Here is a 21,124-nt window from a genome sequence, read left to right as displayed (position 1 = left end):
AGAACTCATCCTGTTCGGTTCCCCATCTTCGCCCTAAAGGCTTTCCCAAAATCCACCGATAACCTTACCGGGATGACTCGTATTTCTCAAATCAGCGCGCGATGGCGTGCGGCGGGATGGGCGGCGGCGGCGTTATGCTGGTGCGCCGCGTTGTGCGTGGGCTTCGCCGCATTGTGGAGCTATGACGCGCGTCCGGCGCACGCGCAGACGCCGCCCGCGCGCGCTCCTCAGGCCGCCACGGCGACCTTGCTGGTGTTCGCGCACCCCAAATGTCCCTGCACCCGTGCGACGATGACCGAACTCGCCAAACTGATGGCTCGCTGCGGGGAGCGGCTGCGCGCGACGGTGGTGTTTGTCTCGCCGGCCGGAGCGACCACGGATTGGGTCGAAGGAGATCTCTGGCGCGACGCGGCGGCGATCCCCGGAGTTGCGGTGCGCCGCGATCGGGGCGGCGCCTGGGCGCGCCGTCTGCATGCCAAGGTCTCTGGAGAAGCGATCTTGTACGGAGCGGATGGACGGCTTCTTTTTACGGGCGGCCTCACCGGTTCACGTGGCCATGAAGGGGATAACGACGGAGAAGACGCTGTCGCCGCCCTCGTTCTGACCGGAACGTCTCCCCGCTCTGGGAGTCCTGTCTTTGGATGCGCGCTGGAGAATGAGTCTGTCCTCAGGAAAGAGCAATGACAAACGATACGAATACACCATCGAGTGATGCGATTGCGCCGCGCGTGCAAACGCTTTATCAGAACCATCATGAGGCGATTTATCGGCGCACGGACCGGCTGTTCGCGGGGCTTTTACTGTTTGAGTGGGTCGCGGGGATCGTCACGGCGCTGGTTGTTTCGCCGCGCGCCTGGGATGGCGCCAGCAGTTATGTCCATCCGCACCTGCTTGCCGCGATCTTTCTCGGCGCGGTGATCGTTTCGCTGCCGGTCGCCCTTGCGCTGTACTTTCCCGGCAAGGCGGTCACGCGGCATGCCATCGCGGTGGCGCAGATGCTCATGTCCGCGCTGCTGATCCATCTCACCGGAGGCCGGATCGAAACGCATTTCCATGTCTTCGGCTCGCTGGCGTTTGTCGCGTTCTATCGCGACTGGCGGGTCCTGATGACCGCGACGGCCGTCACCGCCGCCGAGCACCTCCTGGGCGGCATTTTCTGGCCGCGTTCGATCTACGGTATTGTCGTGTCCGATCCCTGGCGCTGGGTGGAGCACGCCGGCTGGGTGGTCTTCGAGGATGTTTTCCTGGTGATGTCCTGTGTGCATGGCGTGCGGGAGATGCGCCAGATCGCCGAACGTCAGTCCGACCTGGAGGCGGCCCACGCCGAAGTGGAGCGGGGCGTTGTGGAGCTGGAGGCCCGGGTGCAGGAGCGCACGAAGGATCTGGCCGAAGCCAATCTGTATCTGCGCCGGGAAGTGACGCACCGCCGGACCATCGAAGAAGGACTGCGCGACAGCGAAGTGCGATATCGCCAAATCTGCGCCAGTGTTCCGGGGATGGTGTTTCAAGTCCTCAGTTTCCCAGATGGGCAGATGAAGTTCATTTTCGTCAGCGACGGGTGCCGCGATATCTACGGCGTCGACGCGGCGTACCTGCGGGCGCACCCTTCGTGGATCGCCGACACGGTCCATGAAGACGACCGAGCGGACTTCGAGCGAACGCTGCGCCTCTCCACCGAAAACGCAAAGCCCTGGCGCTGGCAGGGGCGATTACAAATACCCAATGGCGGCGTCGTATGGATCCGAGGCGGAGCGCATCCCGAGCAGCTGGCCGATGGGAGCATTTTCTGGGACGGCGTGCTGATCGACATTACCGATCTGCTTGACAATGAGCCGCAAACGCCGGCGCACGCCGGTGGGGACGCCATGCCCGAAGGAATCGCCAGAGCCGCCTGATCCTGGTTCCTCGCGCCTTCCCGCAGCGAAAGCGCGCCCGGCGAAAAACCCTCTTGACATCGTTCGTTTACCCTGGTAAACTCTGATTAGGTTTACCAGGGTAAACGGAGGTGACTATGGCGAAGGACACGGTATCGCTGGGGAAGGTGCAGCTGGAGATCATGCAGGTCCTCTGGGAGGACGGCGAAGCCACGGCGCGGCGGATTACGGAGAAGCTGTCCCAGTCGCGGGCGATCGCGCACAGCACGGTGCAGACCCTGCTGCGAAAGATGGAGGCCAAGGGGGCCGTCACGCACGATGTGCGCGACGGCGTGTTTGTTTTCCGACCACTCTCGGAGCAAAATGAGATCGCCCGGTCCGCCGCGCGCGATGTTCTCACGCGCGTGTTCGGCGGCTCCGTTTCAGGGCTGGTCTCCCATCTGCTCAAACACGAATCCGTCTCCGAAGACGAGCTTCAGCGGCTCCGGCGATTGATCGACGAGGCGGAGCCGGGAGGGAAGCCATGATCCCTCCATTCTGGAACGCTCTGTCGGGCCTCGCCGCCGACGCCGCGCAGCGGGCCGGCGTCCTGGCGCTGCAATCGACCCTGCTTCTGGCGCTGGGGTTAGCGCTTGGGTGGCTGCTGCGGCGCCGAGGCGCGGCCTGCGCGTCGCTGATCGCTCGGGCGACGCTTCTGCTGACAATGGGCGTCCTGATCCTTTCCCCCGCTGTCTCGGACCACCCCGCCCCTCTCATGGTCGCGGCGCCTCCCATCTCCATCACGGCCTCCGCATCGGCGGCCGGCGCGGTCTCCGCGCCGCGCTGGAATCCCGAAGCCCCGCCTCCGGCCGAGAAGCCATTCGTGGAGGAGCCGCCGGTCCCGTGGACGCGGCTTCCGGGAATGGGGGCTGTCGCCGTGATCGGCGTCTGGCTTTTAGGCGCCGTGTTTTTGCTCGCGCGATTGCTGCGCGCCGCCATGGCGCTGTCGCGCCTGCGTCAGGAATGCGATCCCGTTACGCGCGGGCCGGTCGTTGTGGCCGCCGCCGAACTTTGCGCCTTCGCCGGCGCCCCGCCGATCGAGATCCGCGCCGGCGACGCGATTGAAACGCCGTTCCTGTCCGGCATCCTGCGCGCGACGCTATGGATTCCCGCGTCGCTCGAAAGCGATCCTGGTTCGATCTGCCTGCCGGCGGTTCTGGCGCATGAGCGGGAGCATTGGCGGCGGCGGGACTGCGCCTGGCTGCTGGCGTCGCGCATCGCGACGGCGCTGCTCTGGCCGCAGCCCTTGCTCTGGCTTCTTTGCCGCGCGATGGAGCAGTCGTCGGAAGATCTGTGCGATCAGGAGGCGCTCGCCGCGCCGGGCGTCGTCCCACGCGAATACGCTGACTGCCTTTTGAAGATCGCCGAAGCCCGAACCGTGCGGCCCCAGGCGCTTGGCGTGGGCGTCGTTTCCTTTCGGTCCACCTTAGGTCGGCGGATTCTGCAAATCCTCGATGGCGCCGCGCATCGCGTGCGAGTCCCGGCGCCGCTGCGCGCGGCGCTGATCCTGGGGCTGACGGCCGCCGCCGTCGTGACCCTGGCCGCCGTCGCCGCGCAAACGGACTATGGATGGCGCCCGGAGCCAGGATATGCGCGCCGGTTCACGCTGGCTGCGCGGCAGGGCTGGAGCGTGGAGCCCGTGCGCTATTTGCCGGGGAATGCGCAGCCCCGGCCGCTGACTCCGGAAGCGCGCCGCGCGGCGCTCCAAAGCTCAAAGGAGCTTGAGACCGCATGCAGCACGCTCGGTTTGAGCATGGAGCCGGGCCATGGGCCGCCGATTGAGCTCAAGCGCTCGCTGGAGGCGCTGCTGGCCAAAGATCCCCACTCCGCGCAAATCCAATATCTGCTCGCGGCCTGGTTCTGGCAAAACGGAGAGCAGCCGCAAAGCCGGGCGCTGCTGGCCAGCGCGCTCGCCGCCGCGCCCACCATCCTCGCGGGGCGCGTTCAGTACGCGGATGGCCGCCCGATCGCCGGGTATGAGCTGGGAATGGGCATTGGATATCCCGCGCCGCCTGGCGATAGCTCGCAGGGCGAGGAGATGGCGTTTCAGACGTGGCCGATTTGGACGGATGAAGACGGATGTTTTTATCTGCCGGTTTACAGCGCCGGCTGCCGGTGGTATGGCTGGGCTGACCGCAGTCAAAACGGCTTGAACGGCGCGCCGCCATCGGTGACGGACCGGGTGAAACAGACGATGAGCGTGGCGATGCCCGGCTATGGGCGAGGCTGGTGCTCGTTTCGCGCGAAGATCGGCGCGCTCCCGCCACTGGTGGCCCGGCCATATGTGGAGTGGGGGAGCGAGACGCCGCCGCGCGGGACTTATGAGCGGCCGACATCGATCTCGGGGGATCATCTTCGGATCACCTGGAAGTCGTATCCTCAGGCGTCCTCCTATCAGATGGAGATCCTGGAGGCGTATCATCCGAGGCCAAATGTCACGATGGGCTCCAGCACGCCTTCGGAACCTTCCTTTGAGCCGCTGCTGCAAAGCTCGCTGTTCGCCGCCGGATCCTCGGAGCGAGCGCTGGAAATGCGGCTCAATGGGCGCAATCCCATCCTGCACCGCCGCTCAATCTACACGATGACGGTGAGCGCCTGCGGCAAAGATGGGATCCTGGCGAAATCGCAGCCTTTTTACTTTAGCCCCAGCCAGGGGCTGCTGCCGCTGCCCCTGCGCGTCACGTCGCTGCAAGGTTACCTGCCGTCGGGAGTTCGGATAGACCGAATTGAGCATAAGGGAAATGCGATTGTCGTGACAGGCGAGGGGGAGCTGTCTTTGAGGGCGTGGGAAGCGCTCACTCAAACACGCTGGTTCGACTTGCCGCTGAGCAAGGCAGGCTCCGGGGCGGCCGACAAAGGCTTCCAAATGGAGTATGGGGATGGCGGCTAGTGATGAGTCTTGTAGGCGTGTTTGACGCCGAAGATCAGCACGATTAGGCAGCCGGCGATTTCGCCGAGCTGCCAGTTCGTGTGCGTGTTATTGGTGGACATGGAGTAGATCGTATTGATCAGAAACCAGAGCGCCGCGGCGCTGGCGAAGATGGGGATGTACTTAAGCATATTCCCGCTTTCTCCGTGCCGGTCACGTCAGAAGGTATTTAAAGCGTCGACAACCTGGCTGCCGTTAAAGTGCACCTGCACCGTGCGGCCGCCGCGCGGATAGTACCAGTCTTCGCTGTTCAAGCCTCCCGCCATATTCCGGGTGATCTTGGACGGCTCGCCGGCGATTGCGCGCACCGCCGCCGGGGTTTGCCCGAAGTGGATCTGGTTCATGAGCTCGGCCGCTCCCAGCGAAGGAGACGCGGGGGCGACGATCGCTGTCGGCGCCGGAGCGGGCGCGACCGCCGTCGTGCTTCGGTTGGTGAAAAGCAGCACCAGGACACACAGCAGCACCAGGAACACCGTGACCGCGATCAGCGCGATGGGTGTCGACCGAAGATCGCCCGCAGGCGCCGGCGCGGCCGCCGCCAGCGCTCCGCCCGACGCGCTGTCGTGGAAGACCGTTCGGTACTGGTGACCGCAGCCGGCGCAGAATTTTTCAGAAATTGCGGTGGATTTGCCGCAGCCCGGGCAAACCTTCTCGTAACTCGTATCCATCGTCCTAAGTCTCCCTGGCGTTGATTACCGCCGAGCGCGCCGCTGTACACCGCGCGCTTGCTTGCCGTCCATAGTATTGCGCTTACCTGTTATTATAACAGAGCTTGTATCCTAGCAAGCGGGTTCCATACAGAGAATATGACAAATTTTCCTCGAAATGGCCTTCTGAGTGGAAGATTACCCCCTCAGGGCGCCAAAAGTAGCAAAAAACCCGTATAACACGGAGGGGACGATAGCGCAAGACACCGCCTCGAAATGCTACTATAGGGGAAGGAGCGGGGAGAAATGTATTTCATCTTGGGCAGCGGCGCCGCATTATGAGTGTCGATTGGACGGAAGCGTATGTGGACCACTACGCGCGATTTTTTTTAGGGGCGCCGGACGCCACGCATTTGTTTCAATTAGATGAGGCGAGGCCGCCGATTCAAATTTTGACCTATGACCGGGTCGTCGCCGGATGCCGGCTTTTTGCTTCGCTGGGCTTTTCGCTGTATGCGCCGGAGGGGTGTGCGCCGGCGGAGGTGGTTTGCCCGGTGGACGCCGGCGGGGAGGCGGTTCCCGACATACTGGCGAACGCGCTTTTTCACATCGCGACCCGGTCTGAGCCGCTGACGCTGAGCTGGGGAAGCACGCTGGACGGATTGGAGCATGTCAATCCCGCGTTTGCGAAAAAGTACAAAAAAGAGGCGCTCTACTTTACCGATCCCTATGGATTCCCGGACGAGTTCGCGCACGTCTTGGCCGATACCGGGGGTATTGGACGGATGTATCTGGCGATGTTCCTGAGTAAAAAGGAGCATGCCTTTTTGCGGGAGCACCAGCGGGACGCGTTTGAGGAAAAGCTCGAGGAAAAAGGAGTGGACCCCTACGACGTGCGACGAAAGTCGTGCGTGTAGGGGCCGCTTCGGGATCTATTCCTGCATCGTGATGCGCGCTTCGGGAGGCGTTGAGCCTTCGGCGCTGGCGCGGTGGTTTTCCAATTCGCGAACGATGGTCTTGCTCTCGGTGATCCAGATGTACGCGTGCGCGAGATCGCCCATTTTCGAGGCGAAGTGCGCCATGTTTTCCAGGACGCACGCGACGCCGTCCAGATCGTCCAGCAGCCGGAACATCTTCAGGCTCTCTTCCAGCGCCGCCAGGCCCGCGGGATAGTCCTTCATCCGATACGCCGCTTTGCCCAGATTGTTGAGCATCCAGGCGCACGCCGGGGTATCGTTGGCCGTCCGGCCGATGGTCAAGCTTTCTTCGTACCGCTCGCGCGCCAGCGCGTAGTCTCCCTGCCGGTAGGCGATCCTTCCGAGGAACGCCATCATATCCCCGATGGCTTTCTGATCGATTCGCTCCTGGCAGATCGCTAAACTTTCCTCACAGCGGATCTTCGCTTCGGGATAGTCGGCCTGGCGATACGCCACCTTCCCCAAACCCGCCAGCTCCCACGCGCTCGATTCCTCGTCCTGAATGCTGCGGCTCGCCGCGAGCGCGTCCAGGTAATATTGCCGGGCGGTGTCGTAATCGTCGAGCCGGTAAGAGACCTGGCCGAGATTTTCCAGGGCGCGGATGACTCCGGCGATATCGCCGAGCTCCTGGTAGTGCGGCATCGCTTCCTTCAGATACTCACCGGATTCTGGGAGCTGTCCTACGCGGTAAGCGGTCTTCGCCAGGCCGGTCAGCGTGCGCGCGATGGCGGCGGTATCTCCGGAAATCTTATGCTGGATCAAGCTCTCCATGTAGAAATCGTGGGCGTCGCCGTAGTGCCGGCCGCGATACGCGGCGCGCGCTAAATCCTCCAGCGACGGTTGATATCCCGAGGCGGGATCGTGGATGGGAGAGTAATCCACGGCCGGCAGGCTGCTCCCTGCGGGCTCAATGACGGCGCCTTCCGTGATCTCAGGCGACAATGAGGACGTGTGCATATTCTGCCCTTTCGGAACTGGAGTGTGTGGACGAAGATCTCTGAGCTCTAAAGCGCAATAATAGCAATGACTCTCTGGTAATAAATCGCTTCATGAAGAAGCAGCCTCAAAGCGATACTACGGAGTATACCCATGGATGGTTGCTTTGCGACGATATTTAGTCAAATTTTTCGAATTGTTTTTGCAAGGGGAAGAGGGGGGAATTCGGGAAAGGGAGCGGCGAGCTGGCTCGCCGCTCCACGGCTGTTATTCATCACGCGGCGTTGTATTATTCGTCACGCATCGTAATGCGGGCTTCGTATGGGGTGTACCCGCCCGCGCTTGCTTTTTCGTTGGCGATTTCGCGCTGAATCGTCTGGCTTTCCGTGATCCATGTCTGCGCCTGGGCTTTGTCGCCGGCCTTCAGCGCGCAGTACGCCAGGTTCTCCAGCGCGCACGCGGACCCGTCGCGGTCCTCCACGATCCGGAACAGCTCCAGCGCTTCCTGAAGGACCTGGATGCCGCCGGTGTAGTCCTGAAGCCGGTATGCGACTTTGCCGAGGTCGTTGAGCGTCCACGCCGTTCCATCCAGATCGTCCGTCTCGCGGCTGATGTGCAGACTTTCCTCATACAGCACGCGCGCCCGTGGGTAGTCTCCCAGGCGATAGGCGATCTGCGCCAGGTGGCGCGCGCAGTCCGCGATGCCTTCCTTGTCGCCGCGATCGCGGCTCAGGCTCAGGCTTTCGTCGTACCGCATCTCAGCTTCCTGAAAGTTGCCCTGACGGTAAGCGACCTTTCCCAGTCCCGCCAGCGCCCATGCCGAGGAATCTTGATTATGGATCCGGCGGGCGGCCGTGAGTGTTTCCTGGTAATAGTGCTGGGCGGCGTGGTCGTCGCCCAGCCGGTAGGCGACCTGTCCCAGGTTCTCCAGGACATGAACGATTCCCGCTTCGTCGCTGAGCGCCTGATACCGGGTCAGCGCCTGCTCCAGATAACCCTGCGCTTCCGTCAGATCGCCGATACGGTAGAGCGTTTTGGCGAGATTGTTGAGCGTATGCGCCATTCCGGCGGCGTTATCGGCTTGCCGGTACTCATTGAGCGCCTGCTCGTAGAGGTCGCGCGCTTCTTCATAGCTCCCAATCTGATAGGCGGAGCGGGCCAGTGATTCCGTGGACTGCCTCGCGCCGACGCTTGGCGCGTACTCCGGCTGCGCGTACTCGGATTGCTGGGCGTATCCCGGCGTCTGCCCATACCCCGTTTGCTCCGAATACCCGGTCTGCTCCGCGTATCCCGACGGCTCGGAGTAGGCGGGCCGCTCCGTTTCTGGAGAGGCGTAGACGGGTTCATCCAGATTGATCGGCGCGCCCATCGGCGGGGAGTACTCCGGCGGCTCGGCGTCCGCCGGTGCGGGGGGAGCGTCTTCGAAGGATATTCCGCTCAGGGAAAGGCCCGGACTATACGAATAATCGGTCGCTTCCTGCGTGTCGCGAAGCGATGATGGTGAATCCTGCATCGTGTGACCCTTTCGATCCCATGGGCCTCGCTTTCGCCGCTTGGGGCGAAAGGCGGCCGTGCCTGGGAGACGGCGATTGCGCATTCTCGTGAGAAAAGCTGCGTCGGACACAATGCCCGCGCCGGCGCTGAGCTGTTCGTTGGGAGAAAGTTTGGAAAAAGCGTTCCGCCGTTTAGGTTGGAGAGCGCGTAACGGGACTGGGAATCAGGTTCCGAGATCTAGGAACCATGTTCCGCGGCGCGCCGTTGTTGACTTGATAGATTTTTATACCCGCCGCCTTGCAAAACGAAACCGAATTCCCGGCGCGGCGGGTTCTTGACAGGCCGCCGAGCCGATGCGTATACTGCGCACTAAAGGCTCACCGACCACGACCGACGGAGGATAGTAATGGTTCGATCCCGCTGTTTCACTCAGGCGGCGCGCTTTTTCGCGCTCGCCTTGCTGCTGCTGACGCTTGCGGCAAGTCGCTCCGCGTTCGCCGCGCAGACCTCGCTGACCTGGTACGGTCAGTCCGCCTTTAAGCTGACCACGCCTTCGGGCAAAGTCCTGCTGATCGATCCTTGGATCACCAACCCCGTCAATCCGAATGGCAAGGCCGATGTCGCGGCCCTCACTCATGTCGATTTGATCTTGATCAGCCACGGACACTTCGATCATATCGGCGACTCCGTCGCGATCGCCAAGGCGACCGGCGCGAAGCTGGTGGCGACGGGCGATCTGGCCGGCGCGCTGGTGGCGTACGCCGGGTATCCCAAGGACCAGGCCGGCATGGACACGCAGGGCAACTTCGGCGGCTCGCTGTCGCTGCTGGACGGCGAGGTGGAGATCACCTTCATCCCCGCCATCCATAGCTCCGCCGTCACCCCGCCGGCGGGCGACGACCATGGTCTCGGTCCGCAGTACGGCGGCAGCCCCGGCGGCTTTCTGATTCAGGTTAAGAACGGGCCGACGATCTACCACACCGGCGACACCGACGTCTTCTCGGACATGTCGCTGATCCCGCATCACCACAAAGTCGACGTGATGCTCGCCTGTATCGGCGGCCACTACACCATGGGCCCCGAAGGCGCCGCCGACGCCGTCAAGCTGGTCAACCCCGGCGTCGTCATCCCCATGCACTTCGGCACGTTCCCCGCCCTCGCCGGCACGCCCGCCGAGTTCGACGCGGCGCTGAAGGCCCGAGGCGTCAAGACCAAACTTCAAACGCTCAAGGTCGGCGACACAATTGAGCTGAAGTAGAAGAATCGCTTTCGTTTTCCTATTTTGAAGAAGGCCCTCACCCGGCCCTTCGGGCCACCCTCTCCCAATTCTAGGAGAGGGTTAAGAGATAGGATGAGGATCAAAGATCCTCAAAACAAAAACTCTGACTCCCCCTCTCCCAGAATTGGGAGAGGGGGCAGGGGGTGAGGGCCTCATTTTTTCATATTCTCAGAAAGCCCTGCCCATGCGCCTTCCGCTCATTTTTTCTTGCCTTATGCTCGCCTGCCTCGCGTCGGCGCACGCCGACACTTCGTTTCAGGGACCGGCGGACCTGCGCAATCAGCGTCCGTATCAGCTTTTATTTCTTGGTTTTTCGCCACAGTCCGCTTCCGTGCTGCCGGATGGGCGCACGCGCGTGTCCGCGCAGTTCGATATCGCCAATGATGTTCTGGCGCCGAGCCCGAAGGAGGGCGCGGCGGTTCGGGAGGATACCGAGACGCAGCGGCTGGCGCTGAGTTATGCGCGGGGCGTGGGCGGCGGGTTTGAGGCGTCGGCGATAATCCCTGTCGTCGCGCGCAATGGGGGGGTGCTGGACAAGCTGGCGGAGACGTATCATCGGCTGGTCGGCTTCGATCATCCGACGCGCGATGTCTACTTTGGACGACGTGATTTGCCGTCGTATCAAAGTGTGGTGAGCTTCGATCGGCCTGGGGGCGATAGCGCGACGTTCGGGGCCGCCTTTGGCTTGGGCGACACGCAACTGACTCTGAAGCATGCGCTATTGCGTGGACTCCGAACCGGAGTCGCCGCGCGTTTGGGAATCACGCTGCCGACGGGCGACAAAAACCATCTGCTCGGAAGCGGCGGCGTCGATTACGGCGCGGATCTGGATGTCGATCAAATGCTGTCGTCGCGGCTGGCGGTTTACGCCAACCTCAGCGCCGTCCAGATTGGGCGCGACAGCGCGCTTGGCAATGCGGCGCGCTCCTCGATTTATCATACGTCAGCCGCTCTGGAGTACGTGTCGAGTTCCAGCAGCAGCTGGATTTTGCAGACGGAAGAGGGCAGCGCGGCTGTCCGCACCGGGAACGCCTTCGCCGACGGAACTCAGTCCACCATCGCCGTCGCCTACCGCCGCCGATCCTCCCATGGGGTCGCCTGGACCTATGCCTGCACGGAGAATGGCGACTTGTTCAACTACGGCGCGCCGTCGCTCGCGCAGATCGGTCCCGATATCACATTCTCGGTCGGCTGGGAGAAGCGGGACTGAGATTTCTTGGCGCGAATATCTCCGCCGTGTGGAGAGCAGTTCACCGCTGGAGAGCGTATTTTTCACGCACGACTCGCCAGACTATAACGATCGGGAACACGATAATTGCGGTCAGCACGAGTGCGATGGCGGCGTTCACGCGCTCCTTCAGCATCTCGCGCTGCTTTTTCTTTTCCGCGTCTGGATCGGGAATGACGGGCGGCGCAGCCTCATGATAGTCCGCCCAGAACGTCGGGTCGGTATCGGGATGGCGTCCCGCGGTGAGGCGCGCCATCATGTAATCCGTCCGCGCGCGCTGCCATTGATCCGCCTCCGTGCGCAGCTTGACAAACTCCGCCTCGTCCTCGGCGCTCGCCGGATTTGGCTTTGAAGCGACGACTGTGTTCGCCTCCGGAAAGAGCGATTTCTTCCCGTCTTGGCGCAGTTCGGCGACGCGGGCCGCCGCCATCCCCGCAAGGTGATTGGCGTCCGCCTCGGAGCCCCATTCGATATGGCGCAGCGACTCTCCGAGGGCGCCGAACACATCGACGCTCTCCCAGGCGTTCCCCAGCGTGACCAAGCCCGCGAGCCCGGTTGCGGCGGCCTCTCCGTCCTCGTTCCCATTCTTGTCTCTGTCGATGACGGAGAGTGGGGCTGTCGCCAGATGGCTTCGCAATTGGTTTTCCGATTTGAGAATCCACTCGATGATCCGGAGCTGATACTTTTCCCGCCCAAAGTGCGCGTCGGGTTTGATCGCGATCGCCCGCGCGATTTCGTCATCCGCCTTTTGGACCTCCGCGATTTTCGCCTGGTCGCCGCCGCCCCGTAGCCACCGGTGAATGCGCGCCGTGCCGATATTCGCGTTGTACTTGTACCACTGCTCCTTCATCGCGGCGTCGGCCGTCGCCAGCGGCGTCAGATGCGCGCGCTTGCGCTCCATCCAGCCGATCGCCTCATCATCACGCCCCAGCCGATCACACGCAACGGCGATATCGTCATACTCATCCAGGCTGTCCGGATGTGTCTGAAGATCCTGCTGAACGCGCGCGATCCGCATCTGATAGTAAAGCGGCGGATTGCGCTCAAATCGCCCGGTGATCGCCGCCAGCGCCTCCGGCTTCCGCCGCGCCTCCAGCGCCAGCGTGTCGCGGTCGTTCAGGCAGGCGTGGGCGGGATATGAGCTCATCATCACGATGAAAAATGCGAGAGCTGTCAGATTTCGAATGGTCGTCATGTGCTTATTTGTCACTTTGCTGGGATTTTATGAGGTCGACGCCGGCGAGGCGCTCTTGCGAGTCCGCCATCGCCCGATCAGGCGGCGCATCAGAAATTGCGTGAGTCGCACGGCGCCATATCCGCCCAGGGAGATCCCGAAGAGATAGATCAGCATCTCGATGAGCATCGCGTTTCCGCTGAAACGCCGCCGCAGGAACATATGCAGCTTTCGTCCCCACTCATCTTCCAGCTGCGGCGCGGGGGCGGGCCGGTAATCCGCCCAGAATGTGGGATCGGTGTCGGGATGGCGTCCGGCGGTGAGGCGCGCCATCATGTAATCCGTCCGCGCGCGCTGCCACCGGTCCGCCTCCGCGCGCAACTGGGCGAATGTCCGTCCGTCATCGCTTTGCGCCAAGTCGCTGCTGACAGTATGCTCCTTGCCTACTTCAAAGAGAGATTTGTGGCCCGCTTTTCGCAGCTCCTCCGCGCGTAATGTCGCCAGCGAGGACAGATGATATTCGGAGCGAAGCACGGATGCGTGGGGCGCTGCGGCAGCGAGCGCGGTAAATATATCGACGCTTTCCCAGGCGTTTCCCAGCGTGATCAAGCCCGCAAGCGCCGTTCCCGCGCCGCGCAGAGACTTGTCGCTCTCAGGCGGATTCTGTATCAAATAGTCCGCCAGCGTGTCCGAGGTCCCATAAGATGTCTGCGTCGATGACGAATCGATGATCCAATCCATCACGGCCAATTGATAGGTTTCGCGGCCAAAGTGCGCGTTCGGCTTGATCCGTACGGCTCCCGCGATCTCCTGACGCGCCTGCTTTACCTCCACGATCCGCGCCGGCTTCGCCCCTGCGCGAAGCCACCGGTGCACCCGCGCCGTGCCGATGTTCGCGTAGCATTTGTACCACTGCTCCTTCATCGCCGCATTTCCCGGATCGTACTGCGGGAGACGCCCCATCTTCCTTTCTTCCCAGGAGATCGCTTCGTCATCGCGCCCAAGCCGGTCGCAGGCGACGGCGATGTCGTCGTACTCGTCCAGATTGTCCGGATGCGTCTGCAAATCGTTCTCCACCCGCGTGATCCGCATCTGATAATACAGCGGCGGATTACGCTCGAAGCGCCCAGTGATCGCCTGCAAGATATCCGGATGCTTCTGCGCCTCCTCGGCTAGCGTGTCCCGGTCGTTGAGACACGCATGGACGGGCTGACCCGCAAAAACCATGGCGACGACGGCGGCGTACATGGGATGGTGAAGCGGGATTTTCATATGTTTACCTGCTATAATCATCGGGTCGATTACGATATAACGGGAGCCATGAAGAAAGGTTTCGACTTTGTGAAGACGCAGAAGTCACAATGTAGTTCGCATCGATTTTATTTTCTGATTAAAGCGTGTTTTTCGTGGTTAACTATGGTAGACTGATCGTGTCTTTTCGAACATGTGTTCTTTTTGTTCGGTTTGACTTCGCCCTTCTCGCACCGATGCGGGTTTACTCCCGCCACAACCCTTGGAGCCAAGTCACCATGCCGTCACCATTCCGATCCTGGGCCGCTGTCGCCCTCAGCTTGTTCTCATGTCTTTCTCTCACACCTGCTGCGAAGGCGCAGTCGGGCGCTACCGACACCACGAATATCGATATGCGAGCGGTGCGCACCTGGCCCGCCGGCCCGTATTCGCAGGTTGTGACCAACTACGGAGTTTTGCAGACACAGATTCCACTCTTTGAGCTAAAGGGGCCTGGTGGAACTTCCATCGGTTATTCGATTTATCATCGCACCAACCAGACGCAACAGGGAAGCTCCTATAGTCCCGCGAACGGCTCCGTGGGAGCGGGATGGGTTCAGAGTGCGCTTTGCTCCGCTGTTGCGGGCAGTAACGCCCAGGAAAATCTGGGCGCTAATACGGTCAATGACTGGTATTCCACTAACGGCGCGGGCGTCACCTTCTCGCGGGAGCCTGGCACGCGGGATGATTTTGTTCGTTACGCCAACGCCAGCAATGTCACGACTGAATTTGATGTGATTTCTCAAGCGGACAAATCCGTTCGGCAATATACGCAGCCGGCCCAAGATGGCGTTCAAAGCAATTTCCACCTTACCAATATTGTGGACAAGCACGGCAACACCATCCACTACGATTACGACGCGCGTCACAATCCGATTAAGGTGACGGATGCGACCGGCCAGCGTTACTACACAATCAGCTACAGCGCGGACACCAACGAGCAGGTGACCGGCGTGACGCTGTATTATCCTGGCGGCAGCAAAACATGGTCGTTTTACTACACCGGCACACTGCTGACGTCCATTGAATGGCCCGCGCCGGTGTCCGGGGGATCAAAACCGCGTATTTACCTGGCTTACGACGCCAACACGAATATTACGGATTTGACGGATTTAAATGGCAACAAGTGGCACTACGTCTATAATGTGATCTGGGGCGGCTCCACCTTAAAGGGCGTCACGGAGGTTCATGAGCCAACGACACCGGGCAATTGGAACAGCACGAATTATACAACATTCGCGTATTCCACCTACACCGCAGGTACGGACACCAGCTTGTGGAACCTCACGTGCTCGATTACCGATCAGCTTTATCGGGTTTGGAAGCACGTGTATTATAACGGATCTGGCAGTACTCAATATTTCCCATTCCCACTCAAGCAGACGGTCGATCCGACGGTCACGGCGGACAGCGCCACCTATTCGGACAACTATGTTTGGAACACGAGCGACGCCACGCTGACGCAGTATACGGATAAGCGCGGTAACCCATGGACATTTACCTACGACACCAATAATCGTGGGCTAATGGCGACTAAAAAGAACCCGCTCAATCAGATGACGCAGTATTTTTACGACGCCAATCAGAAGCTCATCAAGACGATTGACGCCAACGGCGATCGAGTCGTCAACACCTACAGTCCCACGACGCTGGATCTGACCAAGACTGTCGTCGATCCCACCACCGATCCTTACGACGGCAGCTATAGCAAGCCGTCGGGCGTGGCGCTGACGACCAACTACACCTACAACACGCAGGGTGAACTGGCCTCAACCTGGATGGGAAGCGATACGGCAACGACGTATTCTAATTTCGACAGCTATGGGAATGCGCGGACCGTGACGCCCCCTTCAGGCTACGCCACGACCGCTACGTTCGACGCCTTGAACAACAAGCTGAGCCAGACCGAGCCGTCTCCGGGCGGAACGACCAACTTCACCTATGATCTTTGGAATCGGCTGACCCAAACAACCTATCCAGACACCAAGTTCGCCACAACGACCTATGACAACGATAACAACGTTGTCAGCAGCCAGGACGCGAACGGCTACATTTCCACGGCAGCTTACGACGGTTTGAATCGCGCCGTCAGCTCTACCCAGCCGGTAGACGGAAATTCAGCCAATAGCATCACGGTCTCCACGGGCTACGATGTGGCCGGCAATCCGACCACCCTTACCAACGGGCGCGGAAAAACGACCACGACCACGTTTAACGAGCGCCACGAGGCGACACAGATTGCGTATCCGGACGGAACCACGCGTCGCGCCGGTTATGACGGGAATGGCAATAAGAACCGAAGCTGGAATGGCAAGGGACAGCTCACCACTTACAGCTACGACACCGCCAACCGGCTGCTTACGGCGAGTTACCCCGACAGCACCAATGTGACCAGCACCTGGCGCGCAGACGGTGTACGCACGGCAATGGCGGACTCCAATGGAACTAATACCTGGACGGTCAATGGGGCCAAGCAGTTGACGGCGGATTATCAGGCGCGACCTAATAAAACGGTCAGCTATACTTATGACTCCTCCGGCCGTAAGATGACTATGCATGTTGACGGTGAGACATGGACATATCACTACAACAGCGCGATCCAGCTGCAAAGCATCACCCAATCTCTTGGCGCTCCAACAGCGGCGTTGTATACATATTACAACAATGGCGCGGTGCAGAATCGCACTATGGGAGACAACTTACGGGCTTGGTTCGGATACGACGTACGCGGCCGAGTCAGCTGGATCTCACATCGTTCTGTCCTGGGCAGTGTTGAAACTGAACAGGAACATCTCGGCTATACTTATGACAATGTCGGCAACGCCCTCACATACCAAAATCAAGTAATAGGGGGAGCAAACGAAACAACGACCTATGGATATGATCAAGCGAATCGTCTGATTGGCGAGACACGCATGAACGGTGCGTCCCAAGCGTATCTGAACTCGTACGCGTACGACAAGAACAATAACCGTACATCCGTGACGCGTAACGGCGTTTCCACCACGTATACAGTCGATAACAACGACAAGTTGTCCTCGGGGGAAGGATATACGCTTGCCGGCTATGATAATGATGGAAATATCGGGTCGTTGACGGCTCCGGGCTGGGGAACATCGAATTACACTTTCGACTGTCAGAATCGATTGTGGCAAGTTACGACGCCTACGGGTACAGTAAGCTTCGCCTATGATGGCGATAATCGTTGTGTTGAGCGGTATAATTCAGCCGGCACACGTTATGTTTACGACGGCGATATGGTGATCGCGACGACAGACAGCTCGGCGACTACGACGAGTTATACTCTTGCGGGCATCGGCGCGTTAGATCAAAATGGTCACCAGTATTTCTTCCAGGAAAACGCGCTCGGAAGCACCATGGCGCTTTACGACTCAAATAGCGGTAGCTTAATTCTTTCGAGTCGCAACGAGTATGATGGCTATGGCGTAAAGCGTCCGGTCGTCATAGGCGTCCACTCGTTCTTCCAATTCGCCGGCGCCCACGGCTGCCTGTTCGACGACGATTCCGGGCTAATCGTGATGGGACACCGCAGCTACATCCCAATGCTAGGCCGGTTCCTGACGCAGGACCCGATTGGGTTCAAAGGCGGGCTGAATCTGTATGGGTATTGTAAAGACAATCCGGTGACGGGGGTGGATCCAACTGGATTAGCGAGTGCAAATGCAGGCCAATCTTGGAATTTAGCTATGGGGCTACTCAGTGATTTCCTAAACGGTACAGGAAAATCAGACCGCCACTATTACCAGGACAGCACATTTGTAAAAACCTTTATGACGTCAAACGAGTGGGATTTTATAAAATCGCAAATGGAACAGCAACATTATCGAATAGGGTCCTATGGAGAAGTCTCAACTCCAGGTGCAGCCGCATACACGTTTTTAGTTGAACCAGCTAACGGTATACAAGCCCAAATGGGAGCACTCAGCTGGTCGATTACGAGTAGAGATGACAAGAATCACACTGTTACAGGTTACATATATAATCCACTTACAATAAATTCATTGTTCTATCATATACCAAAAATGCTAGGTATATCCGATAAACCTAAGAACTCTGGTGGTCTGAGTACAATTGACGAATATTTGCATTTCACAACACCCATTCCCACGAATAGTAGATAAGAATAATATTTGGCTTAAAATGTCTAACCAAACTTCGAAATCCTATTATTTCCGTACTTGTGCTTTTGTATTTGTCTGCTTTGCGATAATAATTTCAGTTGTCGCATGGAAATCATGGCGGAACGATATCTTGGTAACTGCTGCTCAGCGGGGGGATCGGCATCTGGTGACAAGCATGATCGGATTAGGTGCAGAAGTTAATTACAGCGACAATGGTTTAGTGACTCCACTTATAGCCGCAGTCAGTTCGGGGAAACAGGATATAGCTGAGTTATTGCTACGGCATGGGGCGAACATAAATCAAAAAGTGGCGTTTGGGTTTACTCCACTGCGATGTGCAGTAACGCAAAATAATAGCATGGTGTGTATGCTACTACAGCATGGTGCTCAGGTCAATACTCAAGACAATCAAGGTAATACACCATTAAACATTGCGTGTATGAATTTGGACGCAGATATTGTTAAATCTTTACTGCAATATCATGCTAATCCAAATATTGTAAACTATAAGGGACAAACTCCATTAATTTCTGTAGTTTCTGCATCCAGCGACGCTCCTCATGCTGAAAAAAATGGAGATATCATGGACGATCTGTTGAGAGCAGGGGCGAATGTGAAATATCATGATAAAGAAGGGAATTCTGCTAGAACATTGGCTTTTAACAACCATCATTTAGATCTAATAACTCGTTTGGATCAGTATAGAAGAGGAGAATAAAGGAAGTTAGACAGAAGAAGCCCGGTTGCCTCCTATGGCGTCGAAATTTCTAGGTGATATTCTTGATATTGCTCCACCTGAGATGATAATGAGGTGGAGCAATGCATCTGAAATACTCTGATCCTCTACTAGCTTTACAAGATCAATATTGACTTACTGCTGATGAAAAAACGAGCAATCTTAACGTTCTGTGATGTGACGCTTCTCGTAAACAAGTGGTTGGATTGATCAAGTGAACGCCAGCATGTTTTCTGATCGGCAGCAAGTCAATAAGTGAGATTAATTAATGAAAAACCACGTTAGGCTAATTGTTAGTTGGAGCATTATTGCTAGTACTATAAGTCAATTCGTTTTCTTGAGCTTGTTTTTTTGGGATAAAACAACGGATTTCGAAACTTGGTTACCAGTGCATATATTGTTTCCATTATTTTATAAGTTGTTGGTCTACGTGGTTTTTCCAATTAGTCTGTTAACTCTAGCAAGGATTATTTGGAAAACGCGCCAAATGTCAATGTTATTGATTTCCGCGTGTATTGCATTTACTGTACATTTAAACTGGTGGTATCTTACTGATATCGTCCCTGATACAGTCTATAACCGGATAATGAATCACTATTATTCTCTTAGCGTTCCACAGCGACAATTTAATACGCTGACATATCACGTTGGCGTGAATGACATTGAAACGTTCCTGAAGATAAATGCGCCAATTGTGGCGCTTATTTTTCTTCTCCTAATTCACAGGATGACAATGAAATCAGGTCTATCGAAAATTGCGTCGTAGTTTACTAGTTTCTGATTCACTACCGTACACAAAATTGATGTTGATAATTATCGCTTGCTAGCCATTGCCAATAATCATTAACGGCGATTTTGTGTATGGTAGTGAATGCGCCTCCTCTCTTGAAGAATATTTCTGGATCGATTGCGGCATTCTGATTCATTCCGCTGATATAATCGTAGTTTGGCGTTTGTTGATCGTAATCGCTCTGCCGTCGCACGCTGTCCTTTTGACGTTTTCCGTAGCGGAATAACATGAGGTGATTTGAGCGTGAGTTTCCCATTCCGAATACAAACAAAAATGATTGCGCTTCTTGCTGTATTTGTGGCGAGCGCGGTCGCGCAGGCCTGCGCGCAAGGCGTGTGGCGTCCGAAAGCCCCGGATTCGCCTGCCGCGATTCGATCTCTCACGCGGTCCGATGGTCAGCTTGTCGGTGGGCGGATTAGCGACCGGATGGAGGTTTGGGCGAGTGGGGACGGGGGCGAGTTGTGGCGGCGGATTGGGACGGCGGCGGGGCCGAAGGCGGGGGTGGTGTATGGGGATGGGAGTTTTTTGAGCGATGGTGGGCGCGAGGTCTATTGCGCGTTTCGGGAGCATGTGGGGAAGGAATGGCGGGTGGTGGTCTGCCGGAGCGTGGACGGGGGCCGGAACTGGGCGCAGGATAGCGTGGTGGCTCGGACCGCCAGCGGGCGGTTTGTGGGCGCGCCTGATTTGTGGTACTCGCGCGATGGGGATCTCCAGTGTTATTACGACGATGAGGAGACGCCGGCGAATGCGGGGCATCCGGGTGGGCAGTGGATCAGTATGGCGTCGCGGCCCCGGCGGGCGCATGGGAAGGCGTGGCGAGCGCCGATGGTCGCCAGCCGACCGCTGGATGAGACGCGATTGTCGCGGGATGGGATGGCGTCGGTCTGTAATTTGGACGGCAAGGAGATGGTGCTGTTGTGCGAAGGTGTGGATTCGGACAAGCCGGCGACGAACTGCCTATTCGCAATCCTATCGCATGACAACGGGAAGACGTGGGATTATGCAAGCCGTCGTAAGTTCTGGGCGCCCACGAAGAACGGCGTGGCGTTCAACGCTTACTGCCCAATCGCAGCGCGCATCGGCGTCTCCGTGGGCGTCGTGTTCTGCACCGACGACGATTTCGCCGCGCCCTCCATCGACAGCGCGCCGCCGGACAAGCGCAACGCCCACGTCAAGTTTATGCAAATGCTGGGCTCGGTCGATGAGTGGAGCGCACCAGAAACCGTGAACGCCAGCCGGGACACAATGTACGCGCCCAGCTTGATTGAGACGCCGTCACACGAACTGATCTGCACCATCGAGTTGCTCTCGGGCGGACGACAGGCGGTGGACTATAAGAGCGTCCCGTAAAGAACATCATCCGGCAGCGGGGCGTCAAAATCGGCTGGGACGACAAACTCGCCGGCGCAGAGGCCAAAGGGCCGGCGGCTTTGTGTTGGGGATACGACAGGGGTGATTTCCGCGATCTGGCGTCCTGCTTCCAGCACGACAAACGACTCTCCCGCCTGTGCGCGGTGGAGATAAGTTGCCGGATCAAGTTGTATTTCCTCAATACTCACGGTCGTCATAGGTTTATTTTACCATGGGAT

At 58.6% G+C, this 21,124-nt stretch carries 17 protein-coding genes; 10 read left to right on the top strand and 7 right to left on the bottom strand.

The genetic code is table 11. The annotated features are described in order from the left end of the window. Positions 1–72: 72 nt before the first annotated feature. The 4 genes from D5261_RS05875 (at position 73) to D5261_RS05860 (ending at position 4,803) form a co-directional block, all read left to right on the top strand. Positions 73–684, top strand: a complete 612-nt coding sequence (locus D5261_RS05875; RefSeq protein WP_119321124.1) for a RedB protein — start codon at positions 73–75, stop codon at positions 682–684. Next, a complete protein-coding gene (locus tag D5261_RS05870) occupies positions 681–1,895 on the top strand; it encodes a PAS domain-containing protein (protein WP_119321123.1) in 1,215 nt (404 codons plus the stop codon). The genes D5261_RS05875 and D5261_RS05870 overlap by 4 nt, the downstream gene beginning before the upstream one ends. Before the next feature lie 116 nt (positions 1,896–2,011). Next, complete coding sequence (locus tag D5261_RS05865) at positions 2,012–2,401, top strand: BlaI/MecI/CopY family transcriptional regulator (RefSeq protein WP_119321122.1); 390 nt, start codon at positions 2,012–2,014, stop codon at positions 2,399–2,401. Next, positions 2,398–4,803 (top strand): M56 family metallopeptidase, encoded by a 2,406-nt coding sequence (locus D5261_RS05860; RefSeq protein WP_119321121.1) that lies wholly within the window; start codon positions 2,398–2,400, stop codon positions 4,801–4,803. Before D5261_RS05865 ends, D5261_RS05860 begins: the two co-directional genes overlap by 4 nt. On the opposite strand, the gene D5261_RS05855 is transcribed toward D5261_RS05860, so the two are convergent. After that, positions 4,800–4,973: a hypothetical protein gene (locus D5261_RS05855; RefSeq protein WP_165864144.1), complete on the bottom strand. Its 174-nt coding sequence runs from the start codon at positions 4,971–4,973 to the stop codon at positions 4,800–4,802. The two genes, D5261_RS05860 and D5261_RS05855, sit on opposite strands and share 4 nt — an antisense overlap. A gap of 27 nt (positions 4,974–5,000) precedes the next feature. After that, on the bottom strand, positions 5,001–5,510 hold the full coding sequence (locus D5261_RS05850; protein WP_119321120.1) for a hypothetical protein: 510 nt from the start codon (positions 5,508–5,510) through the stop codon (positions 5,001–5,003). 317 nt (positions 5,511–5,827) lie between these two features. Here D5261_RS05850 and D5261_RS05845 point away from each other — a divergent pair, with 317 nt between their 5' ends. Next, positions 5,828–6,406 carry a suppressor of fused domain protein gene (locus D5261_RS05845; RefSeq protein WP_119321119.1) on the top strand — a complete coding sequence of 193 codons (579 nt, stop codon included), beginning with the start codon at positions 5,828–5,830 and terminating at the stop codon, positions 6,404–6,406. A gap of 15 nt (positions 6,407–6,421) precedes the next feature. Here D5261_RS05845 and D5261_RS05840 read toward each other — a convergent pair whose 3' ends face one another. Then, a complete protein-coding gene (locus D5261_RS05840; RefSeq protein ID WP_119321118.1) occupies positions 6,422–7,423 on the bottom strand; it encodes a tetratricopeptide repeat protein in 1,002 nt (333 codons plus the stop codon). A gap of 268 nt (positions 7,424–7,691) precedes the next feature. Next, positions 7,692–8,915 carry a tetratricopeptide repeat protein gene (locus D5261_RS05835; RefSeq protein WP_165864143.1) on the bottom strand — a complete coding sequence of 408 codons (1,224 nt, stop codon included), beginning with the start codon at positions 8,913–8,915 and terminating at the stop codon, positions 7,692–7,694. Positions 8,916–9,302: 387 nt separating this feature from the next. Between D5261_RS05835 and D5261_RS05830 the strand changes: the two genes are divergently transcribed. Next, positions 9,303–10,154 (top strand): metal-dependent hydrolase, encoded by an 852-nt coding sequence (locus D5261_RS05830; RefSeq protein ID WP_119321116.1) that lies wholly within the window; start codon positions 9,303–9,305, stop codon positions 10,152–10,154. A 205-nt stretch (positions 10,155–10,359) separates the two neighbouring features. Then, positions 10,360–11,385, top strand: coding sequence for a DUF3187 family protein (locus D5261_RS05825; protein WP_119321115.1), 1,026 nt, complete (start codon positions 10,360–10,362; stop codon positions 11,383–11,385). A gap of 40 nt (positions 11,386–11,425) precedes the next feature. On the opposite strand, the gene D5261_RS05820 is transcribed toward D5261_RS05825, so the two are convergent. Both D5261_RS05820 and D5261_RS05815 read right to left on the bottom strand, forming a co-directional pair. Next, positions 11,426–12,598, bottom strand: coding sequence for a hypothetical protein (locus D5261_RS05820; RefSeq protein ID WP_119321114.1), 1,173 nt, complete (start codon positions 12,596–12,598; stop codon positions 11,426–11,428). A gap of 27 nt (positions 12,599–12,625) precedes the next feature. After that, a complete protein-coding gene (locus tag D5261_RS05815) occupies positions 12,626–13,849 on the bottom strand; it encodes a hypothetical protein (protein ID WP_125205935.1) in 1,224 nt (407 codons plus the stop codon). Between the two features lie 257 nt (positions 13,850–14,106). Between D5261_RS05815 and D5261_RS05810 the strand changes: the two genes are divergently transcribed. The 3 genes from D5261_RS05810 to D5261_RS05800 all read left to right on the top strand — a co-directional run bounded on the left by D5261_RS05810 (position 14,107) and on the right by D5261_RS05800 (position 20,885). After that, complete coding sequence (locus tag D5261_RS05810; protein WP_165864142.1) at positions 14,107–18,009, top strand: RHS repeat domain-containing protein; 3,903 nt, start codon at positions 14,107–14,109, stop codon at positions 18,007–18,009. Between the two features lie 19 nt (positions 18,010–18,028). Then, complete coding sequence (locus tag D5261_RS05805; protein WP_119321111.1) at positions 18,029–18,727, top strand: ankyrin repeat domain-containing protein; 699 nt, start codon at positions 18,029–18,031, stop codon at positions 18,725–18,727. 1,081 nt (positions 18,728–19,808) lie between these two features. Then, positions 19,809–20,885, top strand: coding sequence for a hypothetical protein (locus D5261_RS05800; protein WP_119321109.1), 1,077 nt, complete (start codon positions 19,809–19,811; stop codon positions 20,883–20,885). Here D5261_RS05800 and D5261_RS05795 read toward each other — a convergent pair. Continuing rightward, entirely contained in the window at positions 20,867–21,103 is a 237-nt protein-coding gene (locus D5261_RS05795; RefSeq protein WP_119321108.1) for a type II toxin-antitoxin system Phd/YefM family antitoxin, read from the bottom strand. The two genes, D5261_RS05800 and D5261_RS05795, sit on opposite strands and share 19 nt — an antisense overlap. Between the last annotated feature and the right edge of the window lie 21 nt (positions 21,104–21,124).

The organism is Capsulimonas corticalis, from assembly GCF_003574315.2.
GTDB lineage: Bacteria > Armatimonadota > Armatimonadia > Armatimonadales > Capsulimonadaceae > Capsulimonas > Capsulimonas corticalis.
Note: the sequence above shows the minus strand (reverse complement) of the source record. Positions and strands in the feature narration are given on the sequence as shown.